Annotated in this window: 9 protein-coding genes; 4 read left to right on the top strand and 5 right to left on the bottom strand. The window is 50.3% G+C overall.

All coding sequences use genetic code 11. The annotated features are described in order from the left end of the window. The first annotated feature begins 147 nt into the window (after nucleotides 1-147). A complete protein-coding gene (locus Q1A54_RS19945; RefSeq protein WP_299991725.1) occupies nucleotides 148-840 on the top strand; it encodes a TIGR02117 family protein in 693 nt (230 codons plus the stop codon). A gap of 3 nt (nucleotides 841-843) precedes the next feature. Here Q1A54_RS19945 and Q1A54_RS19940 read toward each other — a convergent pair whose 3' ends face one another. Together Q1A54_RS19940 and Q1A54_RS19935 are read right to left on the bottom strand one after the other, a co-directional pair. Then, nucleotides 844-1,029 (bottom strand): hypothetical protein, encoded by a 186-nt coding sequence (locus Q1A54_RS19940; RefSeq protein WP_299991722.1) that lies wholly within the window; start codon nucleotides 1,027-1,029, stop codon nucleotides 844-846. Between the two features lie 79 nt (nucleotides 1,030-1,108). Further along, on the bottom strand, nucleotides 1,109-1,726 hold the full coding sequence (locus Q1A54_RS19935; protein WP_299991720.1) for a hypothetical protein: 618 nt from the start codon (nucleotides 1,724-1,726) through the stop codon (nucleotides 1,109-1,111). A gap of 155 nt (nucleotides 1,727-1,881) precedes the next feature. Here Q1A54_RS19935 and Q1A54_RS19930 point away from each other — a divergent pair, with 155 nt between their 5' ends. Further along, a complete protein-coding gene (locus Q1A54_RS19930; protein ID WP_299991718.1) occupies nucleotides 1,882-3,771 on the top strand; it encodes a CocE/NonD family hydrolase in 1,890 nt (629 codons plus the stop codon). 97 nt (nucleotides 3,772-3,868) lie between these two features. Here the strand turns inward: Q1A54_RS19930 and Q1A54_RS19925 are convergent, their stop codons facing one another. Beyond that, complete coding sequence (locus Q1A54_RS19925; RefSeq protein ID WP_299991715.1) at nucleotides 3,869-5,452, bottom strand: T9SS type A sorting domain-containing protein; 1,584 nt, start codon at nucleotides 5,450-5,452, stop codon at nucleotides 3,869-3,871. Nucleotides 5,453-6,067: 615 nt separating this feature from the next. Here Q1A54_RS19925 and Q1A54_RS19920 point away from each other — a divergent pair. Both Q1A54_RS19920 and Q1A54_RS19915 read left to right on the top strand, forming a co-directional pair. Next, the gene (locus tag Q1A54_RS19920; protein WP_299991712.1) at nucleotides 6,068-6,868 is read left to right on the top strand and encodes a PepSY domain-containing protein; all 801 of its coding nucleotides are present in this window, start codon (nucleotides 6,068-6,070) and stop codon (nucleotides 6,866-6,868) included. Between the two features lie 137 nt (nucleotides 6,869-7,005). Then, nucleotides 7,006-9,588, top strand: a complete 2,583-nt coding sequence (locus Q1A54_RS19915; RefSeq protein ID WP_299991710.1) for a M14 family metallopeptidase — start codon at nucleotides 7,006-7,008, stop codon at nucleotides 9,586-9,588. Nucleotides 9,589-9,958: 370 nt separating this feature from the next. Here Q1A54_RS19915 and Q1A54_RS19910 read toward each other — a convergent pair whose 3' ends face one another. Next, nucleotides 9,959-10,912 (bottom strand): type IX secretion system membrane protein PorP/SprF, encoded by a 954-nt coding sequence (locus Q1A54_RS19910; RefSeq protein ID WP_299991707.1) that lies wholly within the window; start codon nucleotides 10,910-10,912, stop codon nucleotides 9,959-9,961. 27 nt (nucleotides 10,913-10,939) lie between these two features. Next, a complete protein-coding gene (locus Q1A54_RS19905; RefSeq protein ID WP_299991705.1) occupies nucleotides 10,940-19,774 on the bottom strand; it encodes a gliding motility-associated C-terminal domain-containing protein in 8,835 nt (2,944 codons plus the stop codon). Nucleotides 19,775-19,780 lie beyond the last annotated feature (6 nt).

The raw sequence follows: 19,780 nt of genomic DNA, 5'->3' as shown, positions 1-19,780 counted from the left end.
AGCTGAATTTGACAATTTTATACCTGCAAAGACTGTCTATACAATGATTGGGAGAAGAGCAGGCTGGCCAGGGTGGAATTTTACCTGCCAGGCTTCGGTTTATTTTCTATACCTGACACCTTACTCCTTATGTGCGTACCTATAGCTATGTATCTGTTTTGGCGAAAAACCGGCAAAGGCTTCCTGGCATTTATGGCGGGACTGGCCCTGATGACCGTACTCTACGTACTGGCCGGACTGACGCTTGGCAGTATACCTGTCAACAGCAGCTATGCGCAAACCACAGAAGGTATAGAGATTTTTGTGACCGACAATGGCGTGCACACGGATCTGGTGCTGCCTGTTAAAACCGATATCATAGATTGGCGAGACAGGCTGTACGTGCAGGACTTCGCTGGTGCTGACAGTTCCTTTACACACGTAGGATTTGGCTGGGGCGACCGGCAGTTTTATATGGAAACGCCTGAATGGACTGACCTTACGCTCACGACGGCCATTACCTCTCTCTTCTGGCCTACCCGTACGGCCATGCATGTGGAGTACATCGCCCAACCACTCCGTCAAAACAAATACCAGCAACCCGTGATTATAAGTCAGGAGCAGTACCAGGCGCTGGTGCAGTATATCCTGGATAGTTTTCAGCAACAGGCTGATGGCGAGTTTTTGCTGATCGAAGGTGGGGGCTATCATTCCCGCGACAACTTTTACGAAGCAAACGGCAAGTTCCACCTCTTCAAGACCTGCAACGGCTGGGTAAACAGCGGACTTAAAGCTATGGGCCATCGGGCCGCTCTATGGGCTCCTTTTTCATTTGTGGTGATGCGGCAGGTGCGAGAGTAGTTTCTACTTACGCTCTTCTAATCTTAGACCTTCAGTCGATTTGGCGGCATCAGCAGAGCCATCTTCCACTCCCTGTATAAACGCTGTTTTGTGGCTCTCCCAATTTACGGCAATATCAACAGCATAGATAGTTGCTATACCTAGCAAAAAGCATTTGATGTCTCTTTTTGTAATGTTGGGCGTGTTCATATTTGAAAGATTGAGGTTTGTCTCCAAATATATTGCTTTAATCTAATATTTAAGGCCCTAACATCAACTATATTTATGCCTAATTTCCATCCACTCTGATCGGATTCTTTGGATTGTAAACAGTATAGAGCGTTCCTAGTTTTGAATTGAGCCCCATGATGGGTGCAGCTACTTTGATGCTGGAGGAGTCGCTTGTATCCAATGTAATGGACTCTACCTGAAGCAGCGAAGATTCAAAATGATCAGCGAAAAGCTCTCCTTTATACTTCTGGTTTGTAGTGCTGATGATCTTCCCACTGTTGTCAGCCAATAGTACCAGTTCAAAATCAGGCTCCTGCACAAAGGCATACAGATATTGGTCTACCTGCTCCATGTTCCTCGACATCATGGCTGTCCTCACGGACCATGAGAAAGGCATCATCAGCGTTCTTAAGAAATAAGTGGTGTTCTCCGTTACACGCTGATTGGCTTGCGTGACAACCACTTCCCGTTCCTGTGCCGCCTGTTCCCGGGCCTCGCGGAGCTGTGTATTCTTAGAGGAATTGATGAACAGGAGAATAACCAGAAAGGCAAGTGCCAGTAGCAAAGGGATGAACACAGCGGGTCTTTTGAGCAGCGTAATCAGTCTATTCTCCTGATAAGGCCGCTTTGGAGGTCGTCCTTCTTCATAATCGGTTGGATGTAAACGGTTTTCCATATGTTTTGTCATGTAAAATGATGGGATTTAAACTAGTGGGTTTCCGCTTTGGCTTTAGATCCGACCAAAACCTCAAAGCGCACCTTAGAACTTATACGCTGGAATGGCTATATTCAGGCAGAAAAACAATCTTCCTTAAACATAAACCTCTTCCAATGCGACAAAACCACCTTTATTTACGTGCGTTTTTCCTGCTGCTGGCCCTCTGGCTGTATGCAGGTGAGGCACTTGCCCAGCGGGTTAACCAGGACTCGCTTTATATCCGCGAGCATTACACCAAGCAGGAGTACCAGGTACCGATGCGCGATGGCAAAAAGCTCTATACAGTGGTCTACTCCCCAAAAGACCAGAGCAAAAAGTACCCCATCATGCTTAACCGCACACCCTATTCTGCTGGTCCATATAAAGAAGGCTATAAAACCTCCCTCGGCCCCAGCACGACGATGATGCGCGACGGCTACATCTTTGTGTACCAGGATGTACGTGGTGCCTATATGTCGGAAGGTACTTTCGTGAACATGACCCCGCATGTGCCTAACAAGAAAGGCAAGAAAGACATAGACGAAAGCACCGATACCTACGACACTGTGGATTGGCTGGTGAAGAACCTGAAAAACAGCAACAAACGCGTAGGCCAGTGGGGTATCTCCTACCCTGGCTTTTATGCCGCTGCTGGTCTGATGAGCAATCACCCGGCGCTCAAGGCTGTATCGCCACAGGCCCCGATTGCCGACTGGTTCTGGGACGATTTTCATCACAACGGGGCGTTTTTCCTACCGCACGCTTTTAACTTCCTAGCCAGCTTTGGGCTGCCTCGCCCCGAACCTACGCCTAACCGTAACCCACGCTTCGACCACGGCACCCCGGATGGCTATGAATTTTTCATGCGTATGGGTTCGCTGAAGAATGCAAACGAAGTATACTACAAAGACAAAGTGGCTTTCTGGAACGAGATGGCCGCACACCCCAACTACGACAAGTTCTGGCAGGACCGTAATATACTGCCACACCTCAAAAACCTGAAAGGCACCGCTGTGATGACGGTGGGTGGCTGGTACGACGCCGAAGACCTGTACGGCCCGCTCAAGATCTACCAACACATCGAAAAAAATAACCCGAAGCTGACCAACATGCTGGTAATGGGGCCATGGGTACACGGTGGCTGGGCCCGCGGCGACGGTAGCAGCATTGGCAATGTGCATTTCGGCAAGGCACATTCTCCCTGGTACCAGCAGGATGTAGAGGCCAGGTTCTTCACCCACTACCTGAAGGAGGACGCCAAAAACCCGGTGAAACTGCCAGAGGCCATTATGTTTGAAGGCGGCACGAACCAATGGCGTGAGTTCGAGACCTGGCCACCGAAAGCCGTTCAGGAGAAAACGCTATACCTGCACGCCAATGGCAAACTAAGCTTCGAAGCACCAAAAGCAGGCGCAGCCGAAGCCAGCGAATACATTAGCGACCCTGCTAAGCCGGTACCGTTCACCGAGGCCGTTGCCACTGGCATGACCCGCGAATACATGACCGATGATCAGCGTTTTGCTAGCCGTCGCCCCGATGTGCTTACCTTCCAGACCGACGTGCTTACGGAGGACCTCACATTGGCAGGCGAAATACTGGCGCAACTGAAAGTAGCTACCACCGGCACCGATGCCGACTGGGTGGTGAAGCTGATCGACGTATACCCGGACACAGCTGCTGCACATGCACACCAGCAGAACAAGCCGATGGGCGGCTATCAGCAAATGGTGCGCAGCGAGGTATTCCGTGGCCGCTTCCGCAATAGCTTCGAGAAGCCGGAGCCTTTTGTGCCAAATCAGGTAGCTCAAGTAAACGTGGAGTTGCAGGATGTGCTCTATACCTTCAAAAAGGGCCACCGCATTATGGTGCAGATCCAAAGTACCTGGTTTCCGCTGGTCGACCGTAACCCACAGAAGTATGTAGACAATATTTTTGAGGCAAACGAAGAGGACTTTATCAAAGCTACCCACAAGATATACCACTCACCCCAGCAACCGACGAGTTTGAAGGTGAAGGTACTCTAGCAGGGCTGGCAGCTAAAACAGAAATGTTATATACAAAGACAAGGGCCAGGTATAGCATACCTGGCCCTTGTCTTTGTATATAACATTTACTTATTTATCATTCCTTCATCAACTTGAATTGACTCTTGAAACCTCCCATAGTGGTAGAAACGATATAGATGCCTCGCGGCAGGGATGGGTCCAACTCAAGTTTCTCAGTATTAGCTCCTCTCTCTACCCGTATAGTGCGTTGCATTAACTGTTGTCCCATGGTATTAGTTACCGTTAATTGTACATCTCCAGTCGCTTCCGAATCTATGTTTAGTTGCAGCTCCGAATGAAATGGATTAGGATAAGCTTTGATACTATTAGCTGTAATGGCGCCAAATTCTACGGCCTTTGTGCTAAAATACTCGAACTTACCATCCAGGTCCACTTGCTTCAGGCGGTAGTAACGTGTGCCTAGCTTGCCTTTTTCTCTGTCAACAAAGGTATAAAGCTGTTTTAAGCTGGTTGTATTTACCTTAGAGTCCACAAAACCCAAGCTGCGGAAGTTCTGACCATCCAGAGACACCTGCACTTCAAAACCTTTATTATTTAATTCAGAAGCAGTCGCCCACTCCATCGCTACATCAGTGCCGCGTTTGACGGCTGTGAAGTAAAGGAGCTCGACTGGGAGGGGAACGATGGGTTGACTTAGAATCTCTAAAAATCCATCATCTGGTAAATTTTCATAACACACATTCTGCTCTTGAGGGGTAATAAAAACTCTTACTTGTGTCAAATTTTCAGGAGCTGAAAGTAAAGTAAACGTAGGAAAAGTAGAAGTGCCTTCACTGGTCCATGTTGCTCCGTCGTCTGTAGATGTAAACCATTGTGCAGAAAATATATCTCCTGCATCTATAATTTCTGACTGCGCTATAAATGTAACTGGCTCACCAGCTATTACCTCATCATCTGGATCATCTGTATCAATGATTATATCACCAGCAGTTAAGAATACTTCCTCTTTAATTCTAACCTGAAATGAAGCACTACTTGTTCCACAAGGGGTAACTGCACTCACAAAAAGCGGGCTAATAATTGTGGTATTGGAATATTGTAAAGTAATTTCATTAGTATTAGAAGGGCCTATCACCGTGGCAGTTGTGGGTATTGACCAAGCATAAGAAGTTGCGCCAGCTAATGCAGGAACTGTATATGTAATCTCACCACCACCACATAAATCATTTCGAGTAGCAGTAATAGGACCAACCGAAGGGGTAACAGTTAAAGTTCGAGATTGATTTGATCGAGTAAAGTTATCACTTCCGCCTACTCTATTTCCTACTCTTAAATAAAGTATTCTTGGCTGGCTTAATATTCCTGAGGGCAAAGTATAGTTTATAGTTGTCGTATTTGTAGCAGTAGTAAAGTATGTTGCCAACAGGTTTGCAGCATCAGTATTATTGGCTGTATATACTTCAATCCGTACGTCATTTGCTCCTGTGTCAAAAAGAGTTCCTGTTATTGTTATAGGGAGGTCTGGTCTACCGGCGGTAGTACACTCTGGATTTACAGCAGTTATTGTTGGTGTTACATTTTGCGCAAAAGCATTATTATTGATTAACAAAAAAATAAAAACTACAATAACACCTAAATGCTTCACACCTAAACGAGATGCTGCTGATATTGTCTTTATCTGAGTAAAATTCTTTTCCATAATTTATTTGCTAGAGGTGAGTGCATGCTAGAAGTGTGTATGTTCATATATCTAGTGCATTAAATAAAAAGCAGTTTGCAACTGCCTCGTATGCTTCAAAGAACTTGGTAGTCCTCGATAAAAGCTATCTACTTTACCATTGTTGCTTCAACTAGTATACTTGTCTCCAAAAGTCACCCCTATAGATAAAGGGGAGTCATTGTTAACCGGATTTCAACTACTATTTAAGAGCAGCTCTAAGATTATATCTAAAAAACACAATATTTTATATTATTAACACTTGACATACCTGAATTACTCTTAGTTAATTTACCCTTATTACATATAAAAGTTTCATGACATTGACATACTCACCAACATAACATCTTATTATATATATTGAATATTATATAAAACACCACTAATAGTATCCATTAGCCTCTAACCGCTTCTTTACATCACTATCAGAAAATTCACATAAAACCAACAACAATAGGTTATACTAAAGCAGATTGGCAACCAACTCAGGAAACAGATGGAGTAGCTATCATCGTCTAGAATCAAGAGCCTGACAGGTATTAGTATAGATTTGCTGTACCGTGTTTCTTATATTTAGCTCGCCATTACATTACATCTATGAAAAGAAAAACCCATCTCCGCATCCGCAAAATACACCGCTACCTGGGCCTCATCACAGGTATACAGTTTGTGATGTGGACCATCGGCGGCATTTACTTTAGCTTTAGCGATATGGATGAGATACACGGCGATCATCAGCGCAAACAGCATGCGACAACCTTTAGCCCTGGAATGGAACTTGTATCGCCAACAGAAGTGCTTCAGTACTTCTCCGCAGGCTCGACCATTACATCCGTCAAGCTAATTGACATTTTAGGCGAACCACATTACCAGATTAGCTACCATCCTGACACGACACTACATGAGACCGGTCATGCGCATGCCACGACTTTGACACAGTTGGCAATAGCTGCTACCGGCGAACTGCGCCCGGCACTGAACGAGCAGGAGGCCATCGAACTTGCCCGCCATAGTTTTATAGATTCAACCGCTGTGGCCAGTGTGGAGTATATCACCAAGGAAAACATAAACGGGCATCATGAGTACCGCGGCAGCGCTCTGCCAGCCTGGGCTATAACCATGGAGCACCCCACCAAGACTACGGTTTATGTAGCCGCTGAGCAGGGAGTGGTCACCAAGTTCCGTAATAACAAATGGCGTGTGTTTGACTTTCTCTGGATGCTGCACACCATGGACTACCAGGGACGCGACAACTTTGGCAATCTCCTGCTACGCGTGTTCTCAATTGCAGGTATTGTGACTATACTTTCGGGCTTTGCCCTTTACTTTGTGAGCAGTGGCTCTCGTCGGCAAAACACCGCCAGACCACAAGATCGAAGACGGCCTGTTATCAGCTAGCTTGCACGAGCTTACGACACACTGCTAATCAAGCCCTGCCACTACCGGCTGGGCTTTTATTTTTGGAAAAGGCGAAGCAAAAGGGGAAATTGCATAACTAACCTTATTTCACGATCACCCTTAAAACAACCGTACTCATGAAAAAAATTTATGCACTCGCCACGGCGGCACTGGTCTTTCTAAGCCAGTGGACGATGGCGCAGGCAGACCTCTCCTACTACCTCCCGCAGGATGTAACCTACAACAAAGAGTTTCCGACACCCAAAGACATACTGGGCTACAACGTGGGTGAATGGCATGTGAGTCATGACCAGTTGGCCATGTACATGCGGCAAATGGCGCAGCTCTCCGACCGTATCACCATTGAGGAGTATGCCCGCACGCACGAAAACCGTCCGCTATACCTGCTCACTATCACTTCTCCCGAAAACCACAAGAACATCCAGCGCATCAAGGAGCAGCACCGTCAGCTAACTGACCCGAATGCATCCGGTAAGCTTGACATCAAGAACATGCCGGGTGTGGTGTGGATGGGCTACAGTGTGCACGGTAATGAACCGAGCGGAAGCAATGCCTCTTTGCTAGCCGTATACCATCTGGCCGCTGCGCAAGGACCTGAGATTGATAAGTTGCTAAGCGAAACTGTGATCCTGATTGACCCTTCCATCAACCCGGACGGACTAAACCGCTTTGCCAGCTGGGTAAACACGCACCGCAGCAAAAACCTGGTCACTGACCCTAATAGCGAAGAGTTTTCTGAGGCCTGGCCTCGTGGCCGTACCAACCACTATTGGTTTGACCTGAACCGCGACTGGTTGCCGCTTCAACATCCGGAGTCGCGTGGCAGACTGGTTAAATTCCACGAGTGGAAGCCTAATGTGCTCACTGACCACCACGAGATGGGCACCAATTCTACTTTCTTCTTCCAGCCAGGTATACCGAGTCGTAACCACCCGCTCACCCCGGCTCGCAATTATGACCTGACAAAGAAGATCGCCGGCTTTCACGCCAAGGCCCTCGACAAGATCGGATCATTCTACTATACTGAAGAGAGTTTCGATGACTTCTACTACGGCAAAGGCTCTACCTACCCGGATGTGAATGGTGCTATCGGTATCCTGTTTGAGCAGGCGAGCTCCAGAGGCCATGCCCAGGAGAGCGTGAATGGTGTGCTGACTTTCCCTTTCACCATCCGCAACCAGTTTACGACCACCCTTTCTACTTTGGAGGCCGTGCAGAACATGCGCGAAGAGTTACTTACCCATCAGCGTGACTTCTACCGCGATGCCTTGAAGGAGTCTGCTAAAGCTCCGGTTGGTGCTTATGTGTTCAACGCTGAGAAAGACCCGGCCCGTGCTTACCACCTGGCTGAGATCATCCACCAGCACCAGATCGACATTTACCGTCCGCAGGAGAAATTCACGATCAACGATGTGACCTATACCCCGGAGAATAGCTACATCGTACCAACTAACCAGCCACAGTATAAGCTGATCGAAGGGATGTTCGAGCGCCGTACTTCGTTCCAGGACAGCCTGTTTTACGACGTGTCTGCCTGGACGCTGCCGCTAGCTTTCAACCTCGAACATGCTAACCTGACGTCCCGCCAGTTCAAGCGCAGCATGCTGGGCCAGAAACTCGCGTCCGTTGACTTCCCGACAGGTCAGGTAGTAGGCGGCAACAGCGCCTATGCTTATGCTTTTGAGTGGCACGGCTACTATGCTCCAAGAGCCCTCAATACCCTCTTCAACCACGGCTTGCAGGCCAGGGTGACTACGAGCAAATTCACGGCCGATGGAAAACAATTTGACTATGGCACCATCCTGATACCAGTGACAGGCCAGCCGGTCAGTGCGGAGCGCATACACGAGCTAATGACCCAGATCGCTAAGGACAATGGCATCATGGTACATGCTATCAGCACCGGATTCACAGAAGGCATCAATCTGGGAAGCCCGGGCATCTATACCTTGCAGCAACCTAAAGTAGCCATGCTGATCGGCGACGGCGTGAACAGCAACGATGCCGGTGAGGCCTGGCACCTGCTCGACCACCGTTTCGATATCGTTACCAGTCTGATCAATGCCGAGTCTGTGAACCGCGCTGACCTCAGCCGGTATAATGTGATGGTCATGGCCGATGGCTCTTACGGTACTATTTCGGAGATTGGTAAAACAAGGCTGCGCACCTGGGTGCAGCAGGGCGGCACGCTGATAGGTATGGGCAATGCCACGCGTTGGCTTGCGGATAACAAGATCGGCAACTTCACCTTCAAGCAGGGCGAAAACAACAGCACCGAGCGACTGCCATACGCTACTATGAGCAACACAACTGGTGCACAGGTGATTGGTGGGGCAATCTTTGAAACTAACCTCGACCTGACGCATCCGCTGGGCTATGGCTACTACAACAGCAAGCTGCCTGTGTTCCGCGACAACCGCCTGTTCATGGAGCCTTCCAATAGCCCATATGCCAATCCGGCGGTATACACAGCCAATCCGTTGCTCAGCGGCTACATCTCAAAACCAAACCTGAAGCAGCTTGGTAACAGTGCCGCTATTACAGTATCGGCTTTGGGAGGTGGTAAAGTGATCGGCATGACGGACAACCCTAACTTCCGCGCCTTCTGGTTCGGTACCAATAAGTTGTTCCTCAACAGTATTTTCTTCGGCCAGATCATCAGCGGAAGCTCCGCCCGTGCCGAGGAAGCAGCGCACTAGTGCTGGCTAAACCTGCAAGGACTAAGCGTGGATTGCCCTTTGTTAAAAGAGGTAGACTGTTAGGTTCTAAGATAACCAGTTCGAAACTTACTGTCATTCTGTAAAGAAACTTGGTTAAAATACAGTCCTCTACCACCGAAGGTTAAGCTTATACTGCTGGCGGGGTTGTAGCTATCTTTACCAAAATCCTTACAGGATGACAAAAAGTAGAATAAAACATCTTTACTTTCAAAGGACAATTTCTGACAGAACCCAAAACCAAACATTCTCGAATGTGGCTCTATACATAGAATAAGCAACCCACCATAAAAGAGAAAGGCCAGCGCAAATGCGCTGGCCTTTCTCTTTTTGTGAGCGATGGACTTGTATCTTATTTGAAGCGGTAGCCTAGCACGACCTCGTGTGAACCGGCGCTCTGGTGGCGCATGCGGGACACGGTGATGTCGTAGGTATAGCTCAGTTGAAACTGCTCCTGAAACTGCACACCTACCAAGCCTACAACGGCGTCCTGGGTACGGTAAGAGACGCCTGCCCATACCTGGTCATCGTACACGGTCTTCTGGCGACGCTTGCTCATGTGGTAGGCTGCTTTCATATTGAAGTCAGCCTGAACTGGGGCGCCCTGCACATACTTCAGCAAAGCAGAAGGCATCAGCCGGATTTTGTCGTGCACATCGAAGTTATATCCACCTGACACAAACAAGTGGCGCGAAAGTCGGCTTACTTCTTCACTTCCATCTACTTCATTTATCTTGTTGCCAAGCACCTGAAATAGCGACACCCCAAAGTAAAAGTCTTCTGAGTGCATGAAAGTACCAATTGTAAGGTCTGGCATAAAGGCATCTATGCGGCCGTGATTGGTTACGGGGTCACGCTCGTTAGAGCCATCTGCCAGGCGCACTTTAGCTGGGTCGAAACGGAACTGCTGGAAACCTGCAGAGAAGCCGGACGACAAGTAGATGCTTCGATTCAGTGGCACGTGGTACGCATAGGAAGCCAAAGCGCCAGTGCGGGTAGTTGGACCTGTCTGGTCAGTGTAGACCATACCGCCTGCCCCATGGAAGCCCTGTGTCTTGCGGCTGCGCTTCAGGTGTCGGTTAAACAGGGCGCCCTCTCCACTCAGGTAAAAGGTTTTAGGTGCGCCCTCAAAGCCAACCCACTGGTTGCGGTAACCCATTTTAATGTTTACGTCCTTCTCAAACCCAGCTACAGCCGGGTTGAGAATGAAGTAATTGGTCATGTACTGTGAGTAAAGGGCTTTCTGCTGGGCCGAGGCGGTGAAGGCAATCAACAAAAAGCAGAGTATTAATATCTTATTTTTCATAACGGTCTCTTTCTAAAATGGCGAAACTTAACGCATGATGGTCACTGATGTCTTAACTGCCGGCGTATCGTCACCGAACTCGATGATGGCGTAGTAGGTACCATCAGGCAGTCGCTTGCCGTTATTCGTACCGTCCCATTCTCTGCCATATCCTTTCGACTCGAATACCGGGCTACCCCAACGGTTGTAGATCGTCACTCTGCAGTTAGGGAAAGTCTCCGGCAGGTTACGAATCACCCAGGTGTCGTTGATGCCGTCGCCGTTTGGTGTGAAACCGTTCGGAATGTCAAGTTCACCAAGGCTAGTCACGTCAAACTCAACCTCTGTAATACAGCCGCTGGCATCACGCACTTTCAGGTAGTGTTTGCCACCGCGCAGGTTCAGGAACTCTGACTCGTTTACAAATTCTCCACCGTTGAGTGAGTAGACATATGGTGCCGTACCTCCGCTGATTGCGCTCACTTTAGCACTGCCTGAGTTAGGTTTACCTGGCATTCCATCTGTCACAGCCATCTCCACTTGCAGCGCGGCCGGCTCCTTGATCTCTACTGCACCTAATGTGATGGTACAAGTAGAAGAGAAGCGGGTGATCACCTGGTAAGTACCCTTCGCCAGTCCTGTAAACTCTGGGTTTTTCTGGAAGGTCTTGCCGTTGTCGATGCTGTACTCAGTGTTCGCATCACCGCCAGTGGCCTCAATCATAATAGTACCATTCTTGTCGCCGGAGCAGCTGATGTGACTCACATTCGCCACTTTGCTCGATAGGCCCACCACTGTTACCGGAACAGAGAAGGTACAACCTTTGGCATCTTTCACGGTCAGGGTATAGCTTCCGGCCGCTATGTTCGCCAGGGTAGTTGAAGCAGAGAAGTTAGTCCCGTCAAGTGAGTAGGTATAAGGCGCTGTGCCACCTAGCACTTCCGTTACTTTCACTTCGCCGGCGGCATTGCCGCAAGCAGCAGCCGATACGCTGAACTTCACATCTGTCAGCACCGGGCTGTTTTGCAAGGTCACGGTTTGTAGTTGGGTACAGCCGCTGGCATCCTTCACCGTTAGCTGGTACTCACCTTCAGCCAAGCCAGTAAAATTTGGCTCTGCTACGAAGTTGATTCCGTCGATGCTGTAGGTATAAGGAGCCGTACCGCCTACGATCTCACTGATCGCGATGCGGCCGTTGCGCTCACCGCAGCTGGCATCGGTGCCAGTCGCTGTGAAGCTCTCTACTCCACCGCTACTCTGCACTGTCTGCTCTACTGTAATAGCACAGCCTTCTGCGTCTTTGATCGTGATGGTATAAGCACCTGCCGTCAGGTTGCCGAAAGTAGCAGAGGCCTGGAAAGCACCACCGTTCAGGCTGTAGGTATAAGGGGCTGTGCCACCGTCTACTGCCGTTACTGTGATAGCGCCGTTTGTCTCACCACAAGAAGCTTTGCTAGCTGTCAGCGTTGCTTCTTTCGGACCCTTCTGGCCAACTGTCACAGTCGTTACCGTGCTGCAGCCATTGGCATCTTTCACCGTCACTTCGTACTCACCCGGGGCTAGTGTTGCGAAGGCAGTAGCGGCCTGGAAAGTAGTACCGTTTATGGAGTAGGTATAAGGTGCCACACCGCCGGTTACCTGGCTTACTGTGATAGCACCGTCGTTCGCATCACAAGAAGCAGCTGTGGCGTTTGCAGTCAGTGCCGAAGGACCAGCTACGTTGCCCACTTCTACTTTCTTCTCGATGGTACAGCCGTTAGCATCTTTCACCGTGATGGTGTGCTCGCCAGCCGCTACGGAGGCGAAAACTGTTTCGCTCTGGAAGTCACCGCCATTCAGGCTATAGGTATAAGGTGCTTTGCCGCCTGCTACACCACTTGCTGTGATGCTGCCATTGGCTTCGCCGCAGGTAGCCGTTATAGAAGTAAGCTCAAAGCCAGTCGGACCGGCAATGTTCTCGATCACTACCGCTTTGCTGAAGATACAACCGTTGGCATCCTTGATATATACTGTGTGGTTGCCTGCCGCCATACCTGACAACTCAGCCGAAGTCTGGAAGTTCGTTCCGTCTTTGCTGTAGGTATAAGGAGCCCGACCACCGGTCACCGTACCTATTGTTACGCTGCCGTTGCTGGCACCGCAGGTAGATGCTTTGGTAGTAGTGGCAAATCCTTCCGGACCATCGGTGTTCGTTACTGTCACCGCTTTCGCGAAGGTACAGCCGTTGTCATCCTTCACTGTCACCAGGTACTCACCAGCAGCCAAACCTGTGAAGTTTGAGGAAGTCTGGAAGTTGGTGCCATTGATGCTGTAGGTATAAGAAGCTTTTCCGCCTGCTACGTTGGTCACGCTGATCTGTCCATTGCTGTTGCCGCAGGTTGTGTTCTGAGCTGTAGCAGTGAGGTCAGTTGGACCCGTCACATCATTGATTGTGATGGTCTCAGTGTGCGTGCAGTCGTTGTCATCCTTTACCGTGATGGTATACTCTCCTGCCACAAGACCAGAGAAACTGGCTCCGCTTTGGAAGTCACCACCGTTCAGACTGTAGGTATAAGGCGCAACACCACCGTCCACTGAAGTGATTCGGATACTGCCATTGTCATTACCACAAGTTGAGTTGCTGGTTGAGGCAACAAAACTGCCCGGACCGTCTTTGTCTACTTTAACTGTGGTAGTCGTCTCGCAACCTTTGGCATCTCTCACTGTCAGGGTATACTCTCCGGAAGCCAGTGCCATGAAGACAGTGCTGGTCTGGAAGTCGGTGCCGTTGATCGAGTAAGTATAAGGAGCCGTACCACCTGTCACCGTACCAGCCGTGATGCGGCCGTCGTTGTCGGCACAGGTTGCCGCTTGCGAGCTTGCCGCTACTGCTGAAGGACCGGCAATGTCTGACACGGTGAAGGCTTTCGCGAAAGTACAGCCTTTGTCGTCTTTCACGGTAATGGTGTATTCTCCGGCTAGCAGACCTGTGAAGGTTGGAGAAGCTTGGAAGTTCTTACCGTCGATAGCGTAAGAATAAGACTCCGTTCCACCTGAAACATTCGTCACCGTCAGTTCACCGTTTGCTGAGCCGCAGGTAGAAGCAGTCATGGATGCTGTCAGGTTAGTAGGCCCGGCGATGTTATCCACTACAATCTCCTTGCTGAAAGTACAGTCGTTGGCGTCTTTCACCGTTACGGTATACCTGCCAGCCAGCACACCCTCGAAGGTGGTTCCCTCCTGGAAGTTGATGCCATCGATGCTGTAGGTATAACCACCTGCTACACCGGTAACGCCTGTCACGCTGATCGTACCGTTCGCGCTGCCGCAGGTAGAAGAGGTGCTGGCCAGGATCATGTCGCTTGGACCAGCTACATCTTCTATCGTCACGACTTTGGCAACGATACACCCGTTGTCATCTTTCACCGTGATCGTGTGCTCACCTTCCAGCAGTCCGGTTAGAGTAGCCGACTCCTGGAAGTTCACGCCGTCTTTGCTGTAGGTATAAGGCGCTGTGCCTTCTGTTACCTCACCCACAGTTACGCTACCGTTCGCACGGCCGCAGCTGGAGCTTTTCAACGTTACCACAAAGTCAGACGGGCCAGGGATGTTCTCAATTGTAACAGACTGGGTATAGGTACAGCCGTTTTTGTCTTTCACGGTTACCTCGTAGGTGCGGGCTGCCAGTGTCGCGAAAGCTTTTTCGGTCTGGAAGTTGCTGCCGTCTATACTATAAGTATAAGGAGCAGTTCCACCCGTCACCTCACCTATCGTCAACTGTCCGTTGCTATCGCCGCAGGTAGAAGCTGTTACAGCAATCGCCAATTCGGAAGGACCCGCAATATCGCTCACCTGCACCTGGCGTGTAACGATACAGCCTTTGGCATCTTTCACCGTAATGGCGTGCGTACCGGCCACGAAACCAGTCAGTGTAGCTGATTCCTGGAAGTTCACACCGTCCTTGCTGTAGGTATAAGGAGCGAAACCACCTGTTACTTCGCCTACTGTGATCGTGCCGTTGTTGCTACCGCAGGTAGTGGAAGTAGTAGAGCTGGCAAAAGTAGTCGGAACGTCATTCGTCACCGTCACTTTTGTCGTTACGGTACAGCCGTTGCGGTCCATCACGGTCAGGGTATACTCTCCTGAAGCAAGTGCTCCAAAAGTAGTCTCTGACTGGAAATCGCTGCCGTTGATGCTGTACTGGTAAGGTGCTACGCCGCCTGTTACAGTACCTGCCGTAATGCTGCCGTCGTTGTTGTTGCAGCTGGCAGGGGCAAAAGTAGCCGCTACCGCAGTCGGACCGGCAATGTTGGTCACCGTCACCTGCTTGGCTACGATACAGCCTTTGGCATCTTTCACGCGGATGCTGTAGTTACCTGCAGCCAATCCTGTGAATACATTCGACTCCTGGAAGTTCACGCCGTCGCGGCTGTAGGTATAGTCCTCTGTGCCGCCTGTCACGCCCGTTACTCGAATCTCGCCGTTGGCGCTGCCGCAGGTAGAAGAGGTCGTTTCGGCTGTCAGGTCAGTAGGACCAGCAACGTTATCCACTACGATCTCCTTGCTGAAGGTACAGCCGTTAGCGTCTTTCACCGTTACAGTATACCTTCCTGCCAGTACATTCTCGAAAGTGGTTCCCTCCTGGAAGTCGCCATCATTCAGTGCGTAGGTATAGGTAGAGGTTCCGCCTGTCACGTTTGTTACAGTGATCGTGCCGTTGGCGCTGCCGCAGGTAGAGGATTCAGTTGTAAGTGTGATATCGGTTGGTCCAGGGATATTCTCTATCTCAATGGTCCTGGTAAACTCACAATCATTGTCATCCTGCACCGTAATGGTGTACTCACCGGCAGCCAGCCCTGCAAACGTTTTTCCGGTCTGGAAATTTCGTCCGTCGATGCTGTATGCAAATGGAGCCGTACCGCCTGTCACCTCACCTACTGTAATGCTGGCATTGCTGTCGCCGCAGGTAGAGGCTACCGCTGTCAGCTCAAAGTCGCTTGGTCCGGCGATGTCTTCTACTTCTACAGTTACAGAACCCACGCAGCCGTTGTGGTCTTTCACCAGCACTTCGTAAGTACCAGCCAGCACATTTTCGAATACAAGGCCATTCTGGAAGTTATCGCCATCGATGCTATAGGTATAAGGACCTACACCGCCTGTTACACCACTTATTGTGATGCTTCCATTTGCAGCGCCGCAAGTTGTCGCAACTGGTGTAGCCCTGAACTCTGGACCTGCAATATTGCTCACAGCTACTGACTTGGAGAACACGCAGCCTTTGCTGTCACGCACCCAGATGGTATGCGAGCCTGCTGCAAAACCTGTCAGCGTCGCGTTAGTACTGAAGTTCTGTCCGTCTTTACTGTATTCGTACGTACCGGTACCACCTGTTACAGTACCTACCGTAATACTGCCGTTGCTGTCGCCGCAGGTAGAAGCTACGGATGTGCTGGCAAAGTTGGTTGGTACGTTGGTGTTTACTTTTACTGTGGTGGTGACGGTACAGTCATTTCCGTCTTTGGCTGTTACGGTATAGTCTCCGGAGGCCAGGCCAGTAAAGTTCTTCGACTCCTGGAAGGTGATACCGTCAATGGAGTAGGTATAGGTTCCTGTTCCTCCTGTTGCCGTACCTACCGTAATCGAACCGTCGTTGTTCAAACAGCTGGCTGCCTGGGTAGTGGCCGTAACAGCTGTTGGTCCACCGGTGTTGGTTACATTGAACTTCTGGGCGAAAGTACAGCCTCTGGCGTCTTTTACGGTGATGGTATACTCACCAGCAGCCAATCCTGTAAAGAGATCGCTTTCCTGGAAGTTCACGCCGTTACGGCTGTAGGTATAGCCCTCTGTTCCACCCGAAACACGGGTTATACGCAGCTCGCCATTGGCGGCACCGCAGGTAGAGGCTGTTATTTCAGCAGTCAATCCATCCGGGCCAGCAATGTTCTGCACTTCTACTTCTTTAGTGAAGGTACAACCTCTGGCGTCTTTTACTGTGATGGCGTAGGTGCGTGCCGTTAAGCCTGTGAAGGTAGCCGACTCCTGGAAGGCGCCGCCATTCAGGCTATAGGTATAGTCCGATGTACCGCCAGTTACTGCACTCACCGTGATAGAACCGTTGCTATTGCCGCAGGTAGATGATACTGCAGCCAGCGTGATATCAGTCGGGCCGGGAATATTGGTTACTTCGATTGTCTGAGTAGCCACGCAGCCTTTTTCGTCACGCACCGAAATGATGTACTCTCCGGCGGCCAGGTTCACAAAGCTATTGTTGTTCTGGAAGGTGTCGTTGTTCAGGCTGTACTGGTAAGTACCCGTTCCGCCTGTCACATTGCTCACCACGATCTGTCCATTGCTGTCACCGCAGGTGCTGGATTCAGCCTCTGCCACAAAGCTTGGGCCTGCCACATCCGTTACGCTAAAGCCTTTTGCAAACGTACAGCCGTTTTCATCTTTCACCGTGATGGTGTAGTCGTCAGCCAACAGACCTTCGAATGTAGCTGACTCCTGGAAATTATCACCGTCGATGGAGTAGCTATACGTTTCCGTATTGCCTGTTACCCCTGTCACTGTCAGACGGCCATTCGGGTTACCGCAGCTAGAGGCTGTTGCAGTCGCCACGATGTCACTAGGACCAGCGATGTCGCTTACCGCAATCTGGCGGGAAACCACACAGCCTTTGTTGTCGCGCACCCAAATGGTGTGGGTAGTAGCGGAGAAACCAGTAAGGGCATTACTGTCACCAAAGTTCTGGCCATCCTTGCTATACTTATATGGACCTGTACCGCCTGTTACGGCGCCTACCGTAATCGTACCGTTGCTATTACCGCAGGTAGATGGGTTGGTAGTGAAGGCGAAGGTAGTCGGCACGTTGGTACCTACTGTTATCGAACGGGTGATGGTACAGTCATTTTCGTCCATCACCGTCACGATATAAGGACCAGCGGCAAGGCCATTGAATACATTGCTTGCCTGGAAGTCTATACCGTTGACAGAATAGGTATAGGTACCGGTTCCGCCCGACACATTACTCACCGTAATGCGGCCGTCGTTGTTGTTACAGCTGGCTGCTATCTGGGCAACTGTCATTGTCGTTGGGCCAGGCACGTTGATGATGTTAAAGGTTCTGGAGAAAGTACAGCCATTGGCGTCGCGTACCGTGATCACATGCTCTCCCACAGCCAAACCTGTGAAGTCAGGCGAGTCCTGGAAGTTCACGCCATCGCGGCTATACTTGTAACCACCGGCAGTACTTGTCACACCCGTTACTTTGATCTCGCCGTTTGTGGCCCCGCAGGTTGTGTTGCTTACGGTAGCGGTGAAGTTAGTAGGACCTGCCACATCTGTCACCGTCACTTCTTTGGTGAACTCGCAGTTCTTACCATCCTTTACTGTGATGCGGTAAGTATCAGCCGTTAGGTTTGAGAAAGTATTGGAAGTCTGGAAATCGCCACCGTTGATGCTGTAGGAGTAAGTACCGCTACCACCTGTCACAAGGCCTACTTCAATGCTGCCGTTGCTGCGACCGCAGCTTGAGGCGTTGGCCGTGAAGGCAAAATCAGACGGACCAGGTATATTCTCGATTATAACTTCTTTGGAGAAGGTACAGCCACGGGCATCTTTTATAGTAATGGTGTGCGGACCTTCTGCCAGACCAGTCAGCGTAGAAGACGACTGGAAAGTGCGGCCGCCGTCTTTGCTGTAGGTAAACGTACCAACCCCTCCCACGATGCCGCTCACCACCACGGTTCCGTTAGCGTCGCCGCAAGTAGCTGCAGTTGGGGTAGCTGTGAAGTTTGTCGGCACACTCTGCACCACTGTTACCGATGTGCTGACAGTACAGAGGTTAGCGTCACGTGCCGTCAAGGTATAGGTGCCGGCAGCTAGTCCTGTAAAAGTAGTGCCGGTTTGGAAGGTGCCATTGTTGAGAGCGTACCTGATCGTGCCTGTACCTCCTGATACACCTCCCACCGTAATGGTACCGTCGTTGTTGTGGCAGCTGGCAGGGGCCGATGTTGCCGCTACGGCCGTAGGGCCAGGTGTATTGGTCAGTGTAAATGACTTAGTAATGATACAGCCATTTGCATCCCGCACCCGGACAGTATAAGCTGTTCCGGCAGTCAAACCAGTAAAAGTGTTTCCTGTCCCGAAGGCGCTTCCGTTCAAAGAGTAAGTAAAACTGCGATTTCCCTCTGTGGTCACACCTGTTACACGGATTTCGCCGTTACTGTCACCGCAGGTAGTGGCTTTTAGCTCCACTGCAAAGTCAGTAGGGCCCGGCGTGTTAGTGATGGTCACCTGTTTGCTGAAGGTACAACCCTTTTCGTCTCTCACCCACACTGTATGCGTCCCGGCAGCAAAGCCGGTGAGTGTAGGGGAAGTCTGGTAGTTGCTGCCGTCTTTGCTGTACTCCAGCGTACCTACGCCACCGACAACGGCAGAGATAGAGACAGTACCGTTCGGGTTGCCACAGGTGGAAGCAGCCGGTGTGGCGGTGAAATTGGTCAGAGACTGCTGCACCACGGTCACCGAGGTAGTCACTGTACAGCCGTTGATATCGCGGGCCGTCAAGGTATAGTCGCCGGAAGCAAGGCCTGTAAAGATGGTACTGGTCTGGAAGTCGTTACCGTTGATGGAGTACTCCATCGTTCCGGTGCCGCCTGATACCTCGCCTGCTGTTATCGAACCGTCGTTGTTGTGGCAGCTGGCCGGTGCTGAGCTAGCAGTTACGGCCGTAGGACCCTCTACATTTGTTAGTGTATAGGATTTACTGAAGGTACAGCCATTGGCGTCCTTTACCGTGATGGTATAAGATACTCCGGCAGCCAGACCAGTAAAGGTATTGCCTGTCTGGAAATCTCCCCCATTGATAGCGTATTCAAAACTTCGGTTACCTGAAGACGTCACACCCGT

The organism is uncultured Pontibacter sp. (assembly GCF_947502515.1).
GTDB lineage: Bacteria > Bacteroidota > Bacteroidia > Cytophagales > Hymenobacteraceae > Pontibacter.
This window is presented reverse-complemented; position numbering and strand designations above follow the sequence as displayed.

Excerpts from the sequence above, each read along its gene's own strand:
- Q1A54_RS19915 (WP_299991710.1), top strand. The coding sequence starts at position 7,006 with ATGAAAAAAATTTATGCACTCGCCACGGCGGCACTGGTCTTTCTAAGC.
- Q1A54_RS19940 (WP_299991722.1), bottom strand. The coding sequence starts at position 1,029 with ATGAACACGCCCAACATTACAAAAAGAGACATCAAATGCTTTTTGCTA.
- Q1A54_RS19945 (WP_299991725.1), top strand. The coding sequence starts at position 148 with ATGTATCTGTTTTGGCGAAAAACCGGCAAAGGCTTCCTGGCATTTATG.
- Q1A54_RS19920 (WP_299991712.1), top strand. The coding sequence starts at position 6,068 with ATGAAAAGAAAAACCCATCTCCGCATCCGCAAAATACACCGCTACCTG.
- Q1A54_RS19925 (WP_299991715.1), bottom strand. The coding sequence starts at position 5,452 with ATGGAAAAGAATTTTACTCAGATAAAGACAATATCAGCAGCATCTCGT.
- Q1A54_RS19910 (WP_299991707.1), bottom strand. The coding sequence starts at position 10,912 with ATGAAAAATAAGATATTAATACTCTGCTTTTTGTTGATTGCCTTCACC.
- Q1A54_RS19935 (WP_299991720.1), bottom strand. The coding sequence starts at position 1,726 with ATGGAAAACCGTTTACATCCAACCGATTATGAAGAAGGACGACCTCCA.
- Q1A54_RS19930 (WP_299991718.1), top strand. The coding sequence starts at position 1,882 with ATGCGACAAAACCACCTTTATTTACGTGCGTTTTTCCTGCTGCTGGCC.